Source organism: Inquilinus sp. NPDC058860 (genome assembly GCF_042743185.1).
Lineage (GTDB): Bacteria > Pseudomonadota > Alphaproteobacteria > DSM-16000 > Inquilinaceae > Inquilinus.
On sequence record NZ_JBHYMS010000006.1, the window covers coordinates 155,297 to 170,799 of the forward strand.

10 protein-coding genes are annotated in these 15,503 nt (G+C 71.7%); 1 reads left to right on the top strand and 9 read right to left on the bottom strand.

Going from position 1 to position 15,503, the window contains the following annotated elements; genetic code table 11:
* Nucleotides 1–6: 6 nt before the first annotated feature.
* The 9 genes from ACFW16_RS06535 to ACFW16_RS06575 form a co-directional block, all read right to left on the bottom strand.
* On the bottom strand, nt 7–3,144 hold the full coding sequence (locus ACFW16_RS06535) for a YdbH domain-containing protein (protein ID WP_380303029.1): 3,138 nt from the start codon (nt 3,142–3,144) through the stop codon (nt 7–9).
* 45 nt (nt 3,145–3,189) lie between these two features.
* On the bottom strand, nt 3,190–4,620 hold the full coding sequence (locus ACFW16_RS06540; RefSeq protein WP_380303031.1) for an MFS transporter: 1,431 nt from the start codon (nt 4,618–4,620) through the stop codon (nt 3,190–3,192).
* Between the two features lie 277 nt (nt 4,621–4,897).
* On the bottom strand, nt 4,898–7,423 hold the full coding sequence (locus ACFW16_RS06545; RefSeq protein WP_380303033.1) for a cation:proton antiporter: 2,526 nt from the start codon (nt 7,421–7,423) through the stop codon (nt 4,898–4,900).
* Nucleotides 7,424–7,681: 258 nt separating this feature from the next.
* Nucleotides 7,682–8,554 (bottom strand): pyridoxal kinase PdxY, encoded by an 873-nt coding sequence (gene pdxY, locus ACFW16_RS06550; RefSeq protein ID WP_380303035.1) that lies wholly within the window; start codon nt 8,552–8,554, stop codon nt 7,682–7,684.
* A 101-nt stretch (nt 8,555–8,655) separates the two neighbouring features.
* On the bottom strand, nt 8,656–10,038 hold the full coding sequence (locus ACFW16_RS06555; RefSeq protein ID WP_380303037.1) for a PLP-dependent aminotransferase family protein: 1,383 nt from the start codon (nt 10,036–10,038) through the stop codon (nt 8,656–8,658).
* Nucleotides 10,039–10,243: 205 nt separating this feature from the next.
* Complete coding sequence (locus tag ACFW16_RS06560; RefSeq protein WP_380303039.1) at nt 10,244–11,320, bottom strand: helix-turn-helix domain-containing protein; 1,077 nt, start codon at nt 11,318–11,320, stop codon at nt 10,244–10,246.
* A 333-nt stretch (nt 11,321–11,653) separates the two neighbouring features.
* Entirely contained in the window at nt 11,654–12,313 is a 660-nt protein-coding gene (locus ACFW16_RS06565) for a hypothetical protein (protein WP_380303040.1), read from the bottom strand.
* 340 nt (nt 12,314–12,653) lie between these two features.
* Nucleotides 12,654–13,247: a hypothetical protein gene (locus ACFW16_RS06570; RefSeq protein ID WP_380303042.1), complete on the bottom strand. Its 594-nt coding sequence runs from the start codon at nt 13,245–13,247 to the stop codon at nt 12,654–12,656.
* A 137-nt stretch (nt 13,248–13,384) separates the two neighbouring features.
* Complete coding sequence (locus ACFW16_RS06575) at nt 13,385–13,975, bottom strand: hypothetical protein (protein ID WP_380303044.1); 591 nt, start codon at nt 13,973–13,975, stop codon at nt 13,385–13,387.
* 746 nt (nt 13,976–14,721) lie between these two features.
* Here ACFW16_RS06575 and ACFW16_RS06580 point away from each other — a divergent pair.
* Entirely contained in the window at nt 14,722–15,306 is a 585-nt protein-coding gene (locus tag ACFW16_RS06580; protein ID WP_380303046.1) for a hypothetical protein, read from the top strand.
* Nucleotides 15,307–15,503 lie beyond the last annotated feature (197 nt).

The window sequence follows — 15,503 nt, forward strand, 5'->3', positions numbered from 1 at the left end:
TTCCCTTCAACACGGTGGCCCGGCCCGGCGCCCCAGCCGCTCCACATAATAGTCCCGGATGCGGTCGCCGATCCGCGCCAGCGCCAGGCTGCGCCGGGCGATGACGTAGAGCGCGCCCGACAGGTTGACGTTGAGCGCGATCGGGAAGCCGCCATAGAGGTCGGGGTTCGAGCCGCGCACCGCCAGCCTGACATTCGCCTCGCCGTCGCTGCGGCCGTCCAGCGTCGCCCGCAGCGACTGGTACTGGAAGTTGCGCAGCGCCGTCATCAGCGTGTCCATGCCCGGTTCGGCGGCCGCGGCCGCCTTGATCTCGTCCGGCGCCGCCGCGCCGCCGTAGCGGATCTCGCCCGGGCCGCGCGTTGCCAGCACGCCGTTCTCGACCACGATCGTGTCGCGGTCGAGGCGGAACGGGATGGTGCCGTCGACGATGCCGGTGGCGCGGACATCGTCCAGCCCGGCCGCGGCCACGGCCCGGGCCAAGTCCAGCCCCTCGATCCGCAGCACCGACGGGCGCCGCCGGCCGGAGCCGCCTTCGACGTCGATCTTCGCCCCGGTCCAGTCCAGCGCCAGCCGCCGCAGGTCGACGCCGCCGGCCTGGCTCCAGCCGAAGCGGGCGTCGACATCGGTCAGGGGCGGCATCTCGCCGTCCAGCAGGAACCGGCCGATCCGGACCCGCTGCCCCGCCGGCAGCCGCAGCGGCGAGAACCGGTCGAGCCGCAGTTCGGCCGCCGCTGCCTCGGCCCTGCCCCAGGGCGTGCGGAACGCGGCGTTGCGCAGCCGCAGGCCCAGCGAGGTCTCCGCGGCGCCGCCCCAGGCGATCCGCCCGCTGCCCTCCATCCGCCCGTCGACGCAGGCCAGCGGCAGCCCGGCCAGGGCCGGCACCACGTCCTTCGGCTGCAGCCCGCGGCGGCGGAACCGCACCGGATCGAGCACCAGGTCGAGCCCGCCGTCGCCGGTCGCAAGGTCATGCCGGCCGGTGCCGGCGGCGCGGGCCCGGCCCTCCGGGTCGGTCAGCTCCGCCTCCAGCGACAGGATGTCGGTGGAAGCGTCGAGCCGGCTGCGCAGCCGCGCCTTCATCGGCACCACCGGGTTGCCCTCGATCGCCAGCCGCGCCGCGGTGAGGGTGGCGTCGACCGGGATCGTCGCGCCGGGAACGACCGCGGCCTCGGCGTCGACGTCCTCGACCGACAGCCCCGCACCGGGCAGCGCCAGCCTGCCGTCCGCCGCGGTCAGGCGGTAGCTGCCCTCGGGCTGCACCGCCGGGGCGATGGCGAGGACCGGGGTGGTCGCGGTCAGCCGCGTGGCGTCGGCACCGGCGCCGATCGACAGGTCCAGCGCCAGGGCCGGCACGGCGGCCCGCACCAGCGGCGGCCGGTCGCCGTCGAGATCGGTCTCCAGCAGCGGCCGGCCCTCGGCATCCGGGCACAGCAGCGCCGCCGCCGGCTCGGCCAGGCGCAGCCGCGGCGTGAAGTCCTGCGCCGGCAAGTCCAGCGACAGGCATTCGCCATGCACCGGCCGCACCGTCAGGTGCTGCCCGACGGTGTCGACCCGGACGGTGCCCCGCGCCGTGGCGTTGCCGCCCGCCTTGCCCGGCAGGCCGATGGCCGAGCTGCCCGACAGCGTCGCGGTCCAGCCGTCGTCGGTGGTCTCGCCCGACACGGTCATCGGGCCGGGGTCGATGGTCAGGCCGATCGCCTCGAACGGGTCGAGGTCCAGCACCGCCTCCGGCACCCGCACCTTGGCCTGCCCGGCATCGTTCAGCCCGAGCTCGGCGTCGATCGAGCCGGCGACGTCGAAGCCGGCGACATTGCCCTTGGTCGCCCCGGCCAGCCGGGTCCACCAGGTGTCGCCCTCGCGGCTGAACTCCAGCCGCTGCGGCCCGCCGTCGCCGGGCAGCCAGTCGAGGTCGACCGACAGCTTGCCGGAGGCGAAGCGCCCCGCCACCTTCCAAGGCCGGCTGCCGGCCAGGGTCAGCGTGCCGCCGGCGAGGTCGATGCTGGCGCTCAGCTGCCCGGTCTGCAGCGCCACGCCGGTGCCGGCCTGGACGCCGTCGGTCGAGACCCGGATGAAGCCGTCGGCCAGCAGCTGCGGCAGCTCGTCGAGGCTGGGCAGGCCGGGGGTGCGCAGGGTCAGCCAGGCGTTGATGTTGGCCTTGCCGGTCACGCCGCTGTCGAAGCCCAGGGCCGGCGCCACCGCGCCGAGGTTGTCGGCGGCGACCTGCACCGCAAGGTCGGTGCCCTCGCCCTGCTTCGCCCCCTGCAGCTGCAGCCCCAGGCTGCCGTCGCCGCTGCCGATCTTGGCGCCGATGATCAGCTGCTGCAGCCGTTGCAGCGTGCCGTTGCCCTGCACGCCGAAATCGCGGAACCGGGCGGCGCCGCGCTCGACCTCCGCGACCGTCAGCGCGCCCTGGATCTCACCGCTGCTGTCGCGTTCGCCGCCATAGGCGATCCAGCCGGTGACCCCGTTCAGCGACAGCTGGTCCGACCGGAAGCTGGCCTGCTCCAGCTGCACGCCGCCATAGATCTGGCCCTCCGGGGTATTGGTCAGGTCGAACTTGGCCTGGGCCACGCCGCCGGCGCCGGCCGGGCGCAGCCGTCCGCTCCACACCAGCCGGCCCAGCTCGTTGACCGCGCCCTCGGCCTCGACCGGCGTCTGGATCCGGCCCCAGGGGGTGTCGATCACGATCAGGCTGTCGCGCACCGAGATGGACTGGAACGGGATCGCGCCCAGCCCCCCGCCGCCTCCTCCTCCGCCGCCCTCCAACACACCCATCCGCGGCAGCTCCAGCGCGCCCGACCGGTCGATGCCGAGGCGGATCGACACGCCGGACAGCGCGATCGAGGACAGGTGGCCCTCGCGGATCAGCGTCCAGGGGTTGAAGCCGAGGGAGATGCTGTCGATCGTGATCCGCCCGTCCGCCACGGCGATGCCGCCGATCTCGGCCGAGCCGAGATCGACGCTGGACACGGTCAGCCGCTCGACCGGCACGCCCTCGGCCCTGAGGCGGGCGATCGCCTCCGCCTCGACCCAGCCGGGCAGCAGCCTCTGCCCGGCGATGGCGAGCCCGACCAGGGCCGCGAGCAGCGCCGAGAGGCCGATGGTCCAGCGGCGGCGGGGCCAGCGGCGGGGAAGGAATCGCGCCATCCCGCCACTCTAACCGAGGCGGAGCGCCGGAACAGTATGAGATGCTCAGTACGACGGTGCCGGCTCCGCCTGCGGCAACGCCCGGCAGGCCGCGCGGGACAGCAGCGCCGCGGCCGCGAGGGCGGCGGCGAGAAACGCGGCGCCCCCCGCGCCGAAGGCCCAGGCATAGCCGTCGACGGCATCCGGCCGGGCCGCGGCGACGGACATCAGCGCGGCCAGCCCGACGGTCGGCCCCAGCTCCATCGCCGTGTTCATCACGCCGCCAGCCAGCCCCGCCTGGCGCTGCGGCACGTTCATCGTCGACAGCACGGCGGAGCCGGAGAACATCAGGGATAGGCCGGCGGCGAGCAGGACCATGCCCGGCAGCAGTCCGGCGGCATAGCCCGTGTCAGGGCCGAGACCGGCGAGGAGGCCGAGACCGGCGGCCGCGACCAGCAGGCCGGAAACGGTGACCCGCGCCGGACCGAGACGGCCGACCAGGGCCGGCGCGACGTGGTTCGTCGCCATCAGGGCGACGGCGAAGGGCAGGAAGGCCAGCGCGGTGGCCAGCGGCGTCCACCCCCTCGTGCCCTGGAGGTACAGCGACAGGACGAACTCGATCAGGGCGGAGCCGGCGGCTGCCAGCAGCATGCCGAGCAGCCCGGCGACGCGGCAGGGGCTCGGCAGGAAGCCGGGCGGCAGCAGCGGGTCCCGGACGATGCGCTCGACGCCCAGGAACGCGGCCAGCAGCGCGGCGCCGGCGGTCAGCGGCCCCCACACGGCGGCGGACGACCAGGGATGCTCACCGCTCGCGATCAGGCCATAGCTCGCCAGCACGATGCCCGCGGTGGCGAGCAGCGCTCCGGCCGGATCCAGCCCCGGCCGGCCGGCGGGCTCGTCGGTCCGGTCGGCCGGCAGCAGGCCGCGCGTCGAGGCCAGCCCGGCCAGGGCGACCAGGACCGGGATGGCGAACATCCAGCGCCACGACACCCAGGTGGTCAGGACGCCCGAGGCGACGAATCCCAGGATCGCGCCGAGGACCGAGACGCCGCCCCAGGCCGCCATGGCCCTTCCGTAGGCCGCGGGCTCCGGGAACAGCGCGCGCAGCACCGCCATGGCGGCGGGCGCCGTCAGGGCGCCGCCGGCGCCCTGGACGAAGCGCGCCCCGACCAGCACCACGAAGCCGGGGGCCGCGGCGGCGGCCAGGGAGGCCGCGCCGAACAGGATCAGCCCGAGGGCGAACATGCGCCGCCCGCGATAGCGGTCCGCCAGCCGCCCGCCGAACAGCAGCAGGCCGCTGAACGGCAGGCCGTAGGCCACCTGCAGCAGCAGCAGGTCCGCCGGGGTCAGGGCGAACTCCGCGGCGATCCGGGGCAGCGGCACCATGATCAGGGCGATGGTGAAGATCAGCGTCCCCTGCACCACCGCGAGGATGGCGAAGCCGAGCCTCGTCCTCGACGGCGAGGCGGCATCATCGGACGATCGATGTACGGTCATTCCGTGTCTCCAGAAGCATGGACCCGGCCCGCGGGCCGGCTCTGTCGACACATCATTCAATAAAACAATTGAATGATAAAGAAAGATATGGCCAGCGGCACGACTGCTGGGGAATCGCCTGAGTCCTCCTTCACTGTCATGGCCGGGCTTGACCCGGGCATCCAGGAGATGTCGAGGCCGCTCTGGGTGGCCCCTGGATTGCCGGGTCAAGCCCGGCAATGACAGGAAGAGAGCATTGGTCCTCGGAGGCCCAGGAAACCTCCGCGGATTCTCAGCCTCACACCGCTTCTTCCTCCCCCAGCGCCGAGATGGTCCGCTCGGTCTCGGCGCTGCGGGCGCGGGCGATCTCGGCGATGGTGCGGCGCAGGTCGGGGTGGGCGCTGGCCAGCACCGAAAGGTCGCGGGCGGTCAGGGCCAGGAGCTTGCAGAAGGCGATGGCGGTGACCGTGGCGGTGCGGCGGCCGCTGATCAAGAGCGCCATCTCGCCGAAGAAATCGCCGCGGCCGAGCCGGAACTTGCGCCCGCCGCGGCCGATCTCGACCGCGCCGGAGGAGATGAAATACATGGTGTCGCCGCGGTCGCCGGCCTGGACGATGACCTCGCCCGGCACCGCGAAGATCGGCTTCAGCAGCTTGCAGATCTGCTCGATCCGCTCCTCCGACAGGCCCTGGAAGAACGGCAGGCGCCGCACCAGCTCGGCGGTGCCGAGGCCGAGGTCCAGCTGCGGCCGCCGCTGCAGCGTCTCGTACAGCCGGCCGACGTCGCGCTGCAGGTCCTCGTAGATCTCGCCGCTGATGAACTGCTGGTTGCGCAGCTCGTCGTATTCCGCCGATTCCAGCCGCAGGGCCGCCCAGCGCAGGAAGCGCTCGGACATCCGCCGCTCATAGTCCGGATATTGCAGCCGCAGCGCCTCGATCGCGGCGATGATGGCGTCGAGCCGCGTGGTCAGCACCGCATCGAGCGACTGCCACACCTCGGCGCCGAGCAGCCGGCGCATCTCGGCCTCGGCATGGCGCTTCAGCATCTCGATCATCATCCGCGCCACCTTCAGCATCTCGAGGCGATCGGCGATGCTGCCGGACAGCGGCCCCTCCCAGCCGGTGCTGCGCTGCAGCATGATGGCGAGGCGGAAGCCGGGCCCGAAATCGATGTTGCGGGAGGCCGCGGCGAGATAGCCGGCGCGGCCGCCGGTCATCGCCGCGTCGTGCAGCCGCCCGACCTGGGCCAGCAGGTCGGCGGTGGTGCGACGCGACATCAGCTTCTGGTCGAAATGCTCGACCACCAGATCGCGCTCGCGGTTGGCCAGGGCCATCAGCCCCATCCGCTCGCGCTCCTTCGGGTCGAGCATGAAGGGCCGGCTGGCCAGGCCGCTGAGCCGGCTGCGATAGGCCTCGGCCGCCTCCTTCGCCACCTCCGGCGACAGGTGCTGCTCCTCGGCGATCTCCTCGATCCTTTCGGCGATGCCCTCGCGCGCCTGGTGCAGGGCGCGGTCGCGCAGCGCCAGCTCGGTCGGGCTCAGCGCGTTCAGGCCGAGCGACCGCATCACCATCCGCAGCGTGGTGGCATTGATCAGCAGGGTCCACAGCACGAAGCCGGTGGCCAGCACCACCACGAAATGCGTCGCCTCGGTGCCGAGCAGCGGGTTCTCGCTGACGGCCAGCGCCAGCGCCAGGGTGACGGCGCCGCGCAGGCCGCCCCACAGGATGACCAGGCGGTAGGGCGTGCTGACCGGCTGCGCCACCTTGAGCCATGTCAGCACCGGCAGCAGCCCCCACAGCACGATGGCGCGGGCGATGAAGGCGGCGGAGATCAGCACCAGCAGCAGGACGCCGTCCTCGACCGTGGCGTCGCGCAGGAACTCCGGCACCAGCATGGCGGCGAAGATGAAGATCAGGGTCGAGGCGCAGAAGCCGAGCAGCGCCCACACCTTCTCCAGCCCCTCCCAGCCCTCGGCCGAGATCCGCACCCGGCCGGTGGAGCCCACCACCAGCGCCACCGTCACCACCGCAACCACGCCGGAGACGTGCAGGTAGCGCTCGGCCACGACATAGGCGATGTAGGGCAGCGCCAGGGTGAAGGCGACCTCGGCCACGGGGTAGCGGTTCAGGGGCCGCATCACCATGAAGGCCAGGCGCCCGGCGATGAAGCCGAACAGCCCCCCGCCGATGAAGAAGCGCAGGAACAGCAGCGGCGCGCCGCCGGCATCGGCCTCGCCATGGCCGGCGCTGGCGCCGGCGGTCAGCAGGCCGACCAGAACGATGTAGAGGGTGATGGCCGCGGCGTCGTTCAGCAGGCTCTCGCCCTCGACCAGGATGGTCAGGCGCCGCGGCGCGCCGGCGTCGCGGAAGATGCCGATCACCGCCGCCGGGTCGGTGGTGGCGACGATCGCGCCCAGCAGCAGGCACAGCACCAGGCCGTGGCTCGAGGTGCCCCACAGCGCGATCCCGACCACCAGGCTGCACACCAGCACGGCGACGACGGCGAGGGTCAGGATCGTCGCCCCGTCATCCATCATCCGCCGCACATCCATGTGCAGCCCGGCCTCGAACAGCAGGATCGGCAGGAAGATGTGCAGGATCGCCTCGGACCGGATCTCGCCGCCGGTCACCGCATGGGCGAATTCCGACAGCGGCCCGCCGCCGCCGATCGCGCCGGTGGCGCTGCCGATGCTGCCGATGGCGATGCCGAGGCCGGCGATCAGCACCGAATGCGGCAGCGACAGGCGGGTCGACAGCGGCTGCAGCAGCGCCACCAGCACGATCAGGACGGAAATGGCGAGCACCGCCAGGGCGATATCGGGCATGGCTTCCCATCGGCAGAGCCGGGGTCCGCCCGGCCCCGCGATACTACACGACCCGCGCCGCCTGTCGCCGGTGATGGCGGTCACTGGAGGAAGGGCGGGCGCCATTTTGCGTCTCCCGCCAGCCCAGCACCGTCATTGTGAGGAGGCGAAGCCGACGAAGCAATCCAGGGGCCACGCCAAGCGGCTCTGGATTGCTTCGCTGCGCTCGCAATGACGGTGAGGGAAGGTCGAGGCCGCTCTCGTCCTCGCCGCCCTGTCCTACCCTTGCACCTTCGTCACCTCGAACCGCTCCGGCGGGTTGGCGATCGCGTCCTGGGCGGCGACCAGCTGGATCTCGCGCCGGCCCGACAGATGCGTCGCCTCCATCACCGCGTAGACGGTGCCGGCGGTGCGGCCCAGCGCGATGCCCGGATCGCCGCTGCGCAGGTAGTGCGCCAGGAACAGCGCCGCGGTGATGTCGCCCGAGCCGTTGACGGTGATCGGCAGCCGCGGCGTCGCCACGATCCACGCCCCCTCCGGCGCCACCGCCAGCATCTCGATCACGCCCTCCGGCGCGTCGCCGCGGGTCAGGCTGGTGACCAGCACGATCCGCGGCCCGGTCGCCTGCACCGTGCGGGCGGCCTCCAGCGCGTCGGCCAGCGTCGCCACCGCGCGCCCCTGCGCGCTGAAGCCGGACAGGTATTCGAGCTCGAACTGGTTCGGGGTGATGATGTCGGCCTGCGGCACCGCCCGGTCGCGCATGAACTCCGGCAGGCCGGGACGGACGAAGAAGCCGCGGCCGACATCGCCCAGTACCGGGTCGCAGCAATAGATCGCCTTCGGGTTGGCGGCCTTCACCTTGGCCACGGCATCGAGCACGACATGGCCGAGCGAGACGTCGCCCATATAGCCGGACAGCACGGCGTCGCAGCCCGGCAGCACGCCGCGCTCCTCCACCCCGCGCAGCACCTCGGCGATCTGGTCGGCGGCCAGCACCGGGCCGCGGAAGCTGCCGTAGCCGGTGTGGTTCGAGAAATGCACGGTCAGCACCGGCCAGACATCGATGCCGAGGCGCTGCAGCGGGAACACCGCGGCCGAGTTGCCGACATGGCCGTAGGCGACGGAGGACTGGATCGACAGGATGGCGGTCACGGGGCGGCTTTCTTTCGTTCGGGGTCGTAGGTTGGGTTCGCTTTGCGAACCCAACAATGGTTCGGGATGCGGGATGTTGGGTTCGCCGTTGCGAACCCAACCTACGCAGCTGCCAGGCTCAAATCCGGATCGCTCCTGAGCAGGTCCACCAGCGCGCGCAGGCCGCGCTCCAGCTCCTCGGCGTCGGCGGCGGCGGTCAGGGTGATGCGCATGGCGTGCGGCGCCTCGGCCCGGCCGGGCACGAACAGCTCGGTCGAGGTCATGGCCAGGCCGCGCTGCCGCGCCGCCGCCACCACCTCCTGCGCCCGCCACGGCTCCGGCAGCTCGAGCCAGATGTGGAAGCAGCCGGGCTTGGTGTGCCAGGTCAGCCCCTCCAGCGCCCGCGCCGCCACCGCCTGGCGCGCCTTGGTCTCGCGCCGGATGCGGTCGGCCAGCACGTCGCAGGTGCCGTCCTCGATCCAGTCGGCCACGATCTGCCCCATCACCGACGGCGCCATCCAGTTGGTGGCGCGGGCGGCGGAGCTGAAACGCCCCAGCCGGTCGGACGGCATGGCGGCGAAGCCGATGCGCAACGAGGGCGCCATGCTCTTCGACGCCGCGGTGATGTAGATGCTGCGCTCCGGCGCGTAGCTGGACAGCGCCGGCGGCGGGTTCTCGGCGATGGTGCCGTAGATGTCGTCCTCGACGATGGTGATGCCCAGGTCGCGGCACAGCTCGGCGATCGTCTTGCGGCGCTCGACCGACATGGTCTTGGTGGTCGGGTTGTGCAGCGTCGGCGTGGTGTACAGGAGCCGTGCGCCCGAGGCGCGGGCCGCGGCCTCCAGCGCCTCCGGAATCATCCCCTCATCATCCATCGCCACCGGCCGCAGCGACAGGCGCAGCAGGCTGGACAGGGCGCGGACGCCGGACCAGGTCAACTCCTCCACCAGGATCGGGTCGCCGGGGTCGCTGAACGCCATCAGCGCGGCGGTGATGGCGTGCTCGGCGCCGCTGGTGACCAGCACGCGCTCGGGCCCGACCTCGATGCCGCGGCGGCGGATCCACTGCGCCCCGGCGGCGCGGTGCTCCCACCGCCCGGTATGGGCCTGGTAGTTGATCAGCTCGGGCAGCATGTTGGACCCGGCGATGCGGCGCATGGCCTCGGCGTATTCCGGGGCGATGACATGGGTGGGCGGCCGGTTGACGCCGAGCTCGATGGTCTGCGGCCCGCCGACGGCGGGCATGTCGAGCGTGGCCTGGGACCGGGCGCCGGCCTTGACGAAGCTGCCGCGCCCGACCTCGCCGGCGACCAGGCCGCGGCGCTCGGCCTCGGCATAGGCGCGGCTGACGGTGCCGACGGTGACGCCGAGCCGCCAGGCCAGGTCGCGATGGGTGGGCAGCCGCTCGCCGACCTTCAGCCGGCCGGCATAGACGTCCTCGGCGATGGCGTCGGCGATGCGGAGATATTTCGGCCCCGCGCGGTCGACCAGCGACGGCATCCACATGGCGGCCTCCTCCTGGATTGCATCCTGATTGTCTCGATCCGCATCAGAGCATGATAGGGACAATCGGGACAAGGAGAGGCGAGATGCATGCGGGACAGGGCTGGATTGTGGGGATGGGGCGAGCACGATGTGAGTCTGCAAGGGCCACCGTCGCAGCACCCGGCCGCTTGGTCATGGCCCGTCCATCAACGTTCGAGCGCTGCCTTCACCCCCTCATCGGCGGCGTGCGCGGGCGGAAGGGGCCGATGGTCAAGATCTGCGGCATCTCCGGCTCCAGGTCCTGGCCGGCCGCGGGCTGCCCCCGCCGCACCTCGCGCGGCGCCATGTCGAACCGGGCCCGGAAGCGGCGGTTGAAGGTGGACAGGTCGCGGAACCCCCAGGTGAAGGCCACCTCGGTGATCGAGAGGTGCCGCCACGCCGGGTCCGCCAGCATCTTCCGGCACTCCTCGACCCGGCGCCGGCCGATCCAGCCGGCCACCCCGATGCCGGTCTCCGCGAACAGCATCTCCAGCTTGCGGCGCGACAGGTGCAGCCATTCGGCCACCTCGTCCACGCTCAGCCGCGGGTCCTGCAGCCGGCTCTCGATATAGGCGCACGCTTCCGGCAGGGATGCGGGGCGCGCGCCGTTGCGGCCGGATGCCCGCGCGGCCGAGGCCGGGCCGAAGGCCAGCGCGACCAGGCGGCAGATCGAATCCTGGATCCGGTGCTGCATCGGCCGCGCCAGGCCGCCGCATTCGCGCCAGGTCGTCTGCAGCAGGCTCAGCAGCAGGGCGCCGGTCCCGTGCCGGCTGCCGATCCCCTGCCCGATCGAGAGGTCCGGCGCCACCAGCATCGGTTCGAGGATATGGCGCGGCAGGCTCCACACCTGCACATGCGGGTCGTCCAGCCCGACCTCCTCGAAGGGCAGCGCGGCGTCGGTCAGCGTCATCTCCCCGAACCGCCGGTGAAATGTCCGGCCGGCCTGGCTGACACGCCCGACGCCGTAGATCTGCAGGGTGAGGTTGTAGCCGTCCCACCCGTCCCCGGCGGGGTCGCGCCCGGCCCCGATCAGGCGGGCCGCGCTGTGCTGGCACTCGCTCGCCCGCCCGTCGGCGAAGCTGCGGACGACCAGGCGGCCATGCACCGCCTCGCCGTCGACGGGCTCCGCCATCGTCAGACCGGGATAGAGATGGCGGAGCGCCGCCCGCCAGTAGTCCCCCCGTTCCGGTTCCGGCACCGAATCGGTCGTCCAGATCTCCTCCGCCTTCCCGGCGGAGACCCGCAGTGACCGCTGATCGAGCATCGGCTGTCCTGACCCCTGTGGCCACATCGCCGGCCGGGCCGGGCGGATGCGGATGGTTGACGGGATTCGAACGCCACCATCCTGGACCTGGGATTCGACCGAATGCTCTCCCGGCTTCGGGTCGCCGACCGCGCTGCCGCGGATCGGACGACATAGATTATACCGGATCGCCGCAAAGGAAAGGGCTGCTGAAGTCGATAGAACTATATTCTTTCTTCTAGGAATACTGACATTATCTCTCCATAACCGGAGCCAACAAGACATATGTCACGCGGATACCATCGAAATATCCACGAATACTCTCCCCCGCGTCCGCCCTCAAGACTGTTCCACCTATAACTGGCCGACGCCTCCGGCGAGCCGCTCGGCGTCGCCCGGCACGATCCGGGTGCTGCTGCCGACCACCCTTCCCTGCCCGCTGCCGGGGCTGTCCTGGGTGAAGTAGATCGTCTCGCCCGCCGCATAGACCGGGCCGCAGACCGTGGAGGCGTTCTCAGAATAGCACAGCTTCCCGTTCGCCACGGACCAGCGCCCGACAAACGATCGCCGCCGGTCCTTGTAGTAGTACTGGCCGTCCGGACGATAATACTCGACCCATGGGTCGCCCGCCCGCAGCGTGCCCGTATCGACGGCGTAGCGGGCATAGACCGTCCGGTTTGACAGCAGGGAGACGATCTGCTCGTCGGAAACCGGAGCTCCTGCGGTGGAAACCGGGGTCGCCATTGCGGGAACCGAGGTTCGCAAAGCGGAACTCGGCGGCACCGGAGTGAAAGCCGGACTGCCCGCTGCGGAGACCGGGGTCCCCGGCGTGACCAGCACGACCCGGGTCCCCGGGTTGATCGCGGGTCCCGGCGTGATGATCGGGGTCCCTTCGGGGACGATCACGGTCGACCCCGCGGTTTCGACCGCGACGGTCTCCTGCCGCGGCGCGGGCTGGCCGCAGGCCGACAGAACCAGGACGACCGCCGCGGATGTGACGAACGCGTTTCTCATCGTCCCCTCCCGGGCTCGGCCTCGCCATGCGCCATGCGCCATGCATCGCCTCGCCTGCCGCCCCAACTGCCGCCCTGGCCCGGTCCCGGCCGCCAGTCTCGGCGGACGCTCCGCCGCGAAGGGCGGCTCGCGATCGAAGCGCCTGGCTCCGGCGGCGAGAGCGGCGCCGGCCACCAGCCCGGGAGACGGTTCGGCACCGGACCGGATCGGCATCGCGGTCGCATCTCTTCTCATGGTGGATCATGACCGATGATGCCGGCCGGTTCTGTGCAGATCGCGAAACGGATGGCGCAATCCGCGCAAACTTCGGAACGCAGCGGCTCGCGGCGCAGGCCGGGGCTCAGTTGCGGAACGCGCTGCCGGCGCTCCTGGAGAAACCGCCGCCGAACGCGGTCCCGGTCCCGTCCCTCGAGGTCGAGGTTGCGCGCGACGACGAGATCCCGGACGACAGGGCGGACGTGCCGTCCGGCCCGGCGGTGCCGCCGCCGACCGTGATGCCGGAATTCGACCCGGACGCGTCGGCATCGCCGACGACCGCGGCGCCGCCCATGCTGGTCGAGACGCTCATGCCCCCGGCGCCGGTCACATGCACCGGGCCGGACGTGTCGTTGATGTTCAGCCCGCCGCTGACGCCGAAGCTGGAACTGGCGCCCAGCGAGGCCGCGAAGCCGCCCGGGTCGCCGCTGGCCGTCGCCAGGCCGTTCGACGCGGCGCCGCTGAACCCGGCCGCGTTGTCGCTCGAGGCGGTGCTGGCGCCGATGCCGGTGCCGAAACCCTCGGCGGTGCCGGAGGCGCCGCCGCTGCTCACCGTTCCGGCGGTGCCCAGGCTGCCGCCGCGGCTGATCGAATGCGAGATATCGAAGGCGACCGCCGGACCGCCGGCGAGGCAGAGCGCGACGGCCGAGGTCAGGAAGACGGATCTGGTTCTGCTCATGGCCCTGGTCTCCGGATGTGGAAGGCATGCCCCATTCCGCGGGGTCCAGCCCCGGCACTCCGGGACCGGTTCGGGGACGGGCGTCGGGCCGGCGCGGCCCATGGCGCGCCGGCCCTTGCGAACGGTCGGCCGCGGCGTCAATCCCGCGACGCCGTGCCCTCTCCGGTCGCCTCGCCACGGCCGGTGGCCGCCGCCGAGCCGCCCTCGGACGTCGCCTGGGCCCGGCTGTCGCCGATGGCGCTGGCCGACGCCGACGTGCCGTCCGCGCTGGCGCTGCCCGAACCCAGCCCGAGGCCGGATCCCTCGCCCAGGGCGGACGCAGCCCCCTGCGATGCCGCGGTGCCGTTGCCGAAGGCACTGCCCATGCCGCCGGCCTCGGTCGACCGGGTCACACCGCTCAGGTCGTTCTCGTTGGTGCCGAAGCCGAGCCCGTCCGCCATGCCGTGGCTGACGCTCCGGGCGGTGCCGCCGAGAACGCTGTTCACCTCGGAGGAGCCGGACGCGAAGGCCCCGCCCGAGCCGGTCGCGGTGTTGGTGCCCGCGGTGCCGATGCCCACGCCGGTGCCCACGCCTTCGCCCTGGGCGGCACCAAGCGCGTTCGACACCGTGGAAGCCGCCCCGCTGCCATCACCCGTGGCGCCGGCATTGCTCAAATCGAAGGCGAAAGCAGAGCCGCCGCCGATGATCAGGATCGATGAGGCCAGAAGCGCCATACGAAGCTTCTTCAATTCTCACTCTCCTCTTTGACATACATGCTCTCTCATCAAGGACACCTGCCCCTGGTGAGGTGATTGTTCATCACGCCCGGATCATGACAGCCGATGGCCGACCGGTTCTGCGCAGATCACGAACCGGACGAAGCGATCTGCGCAAATTTCGGATGACCTTTCAAAAATTCACGGCCTGTCTTGCAATCAGCCTACAGATGCAGCGGCATTCGTGGCGCGATCGAATCGGCAAGCCGCAATCATTCAGAAATGTCTCGTGCGATAGCCCTCGGGTGAATGGTGATAACCTCTTTTGTATACTGAGAAGTCACTCCTGGATTGTTGCCGACCAAGCGAAGCGACGACGATGTTCTCGGCGATCCTGTCTGTCTTTTGCCGATCTCGCCCGGACGCTCGTCGCTGGAGGCCAGGCGCGGCACCGACCCCGGGTATGGCCGCCACGCCCGGACACAGCAGGCTCGTCGTCGGACATGCCCTCCATCGGAGGCGCGACCTGGTCCGCCTGCCGGGCGGCCGAGAATTCGGGGTGATGGAGGGGAACGCGCATTCGGCCGCATTCGTTAGTAGATGAACGTTTGAAAAAGAAGCTGGCGCGAGCCGGCCGGTGGTGGGTCCGAGAACCGGTGCGCAGCGGATATGAGGTCCGCGAGCGCCGGAAGCTTCGAGGCCGCCGCCGGTCGGCCGCGCCAGTTTGCGTTTCCAGACGGGTTTCGGTTCGCGGGCGGTCCTGTTCAGGAGAAGTCAGCATGCTGCGGATCCTCTTCGTCGCCTCGCTCCTCGCGGTCCCGGCCGGGCCGTGCCTGGCGCAATCGACATCGAGCGCCAACGCCACCGGCAGCGCCAATTCCAGCGCCGTCAACAACGCTGGGGCCACGGCCGGCGCCATCTCGGCCGGCGGCACCGTGAGCATCGTCAACGGCGCGCCCGGCGACAGCACGGTGCGATACAAGGGGGCCTACACCGTCAACAACGTGCCGGACGTGGTCGCGCCCGGCCTGACGGCGGGGCTGAACACATGCGCCGGCTCCTACGCTGCGGGGGTGGCCGTTGCCGGATTCGGCCTGACCGGGGGCGGCACCACCGTCGACGAAGGATGCGAACGCAGGAACATGGCCGCCTTGCTGCGCCAGATGGGGGAAGGCGATGCGGCGCGCGAGGTGCTGTGCGAGGACTCGGTGGTGCGGGCCGCCTTTGCCCGGGTCGGCCGCCCGTGCATCACCGACCGCGTGCGGGTGTCGGCGGCCGCCGCACCGCCGGTTGCCGCGGCTCCGCCTCCCGTCGTGGCCATGCAGCCCATCGTCAGCCTGGGCGATCCGGGTTACGGGCAATGACCACGGGATGACGGCGGCGGCGCATGACCGGGCACGGCTCGCAATCCTGATCGGCTCGAACGCGCCCCCTGGCTGCTCAGGCCCGGCGGCGGCTGACCGCCGCCGGCCGCCCACGCCCGCCTGCCATTCCCCGACCCGGCCCGGCCTTTCCACACTCCCCCTCCCCCTTGCGGGAGGGGGCAAGGGGGAGGGGTCTG

Bases quoted from the DNA above. Each gene is read 5' to 3' on its own strand.
- ACFW16_RS06570 (WP_380303042.1), bottom strand. From the start codon at position 13,247: ATGAGCAGAACCAGATCCGTCTTCCTGACCTCGGCCGTCGCGCTCTGC.
- ACFW16_RS06535 (WP_380303029.1), bottom strand. From the start codon at position 3,144: ATGGCGCGATTCCTTCCCCGCCGCTGGCCCCGCCGCCGCTGGACCATC.
- ACFW16_RS06565 (WP_380303040.1), bottom strand. From the start codon at position 12,313: ATGAGAAACGCGTTCGTCACATCCGCGGCGGTCGTCCTGGTTCTGTCG.
- ACFW16_RS06580 (WP_380303046.1), top strand. From the start codon at position 14,722: ATGCTGCGGATCCTCTTCGTCGCCTCGCTCCTCGCGGTCCCGGCCGGG.
- ACFW16_RS06540 (WP_380303031.1), bottom strand. From the start codon at position 4,620: ATGACCGTACATCGATCGTCCGATGATGCCGCCTCGCCGTCGAGGACG.
- ACFW16_RS06560 (WP_380303039.1), bottom strand. From the start codon at position 11,320: ATGCTCGATCAGCGGTCACTGCGGGTCTCCGCCGGGAAGGCGGAGGAG.
- ACFW16_RS06555 (WP_380303037.1), bottom strand. From the start codon at position 10,038: ATGTGGATGCCGTCGCTGGTCGACCGCGCGGGGCCGAAATATCTCCGC.
- ACFW16_RS06545 (WP_380303033.1), bottom strand. From the start codon at position 7,423: ATGCCCGATATCGCCCTGGCGGTGCTCGCCATTTCCGTCCTGATCGTG.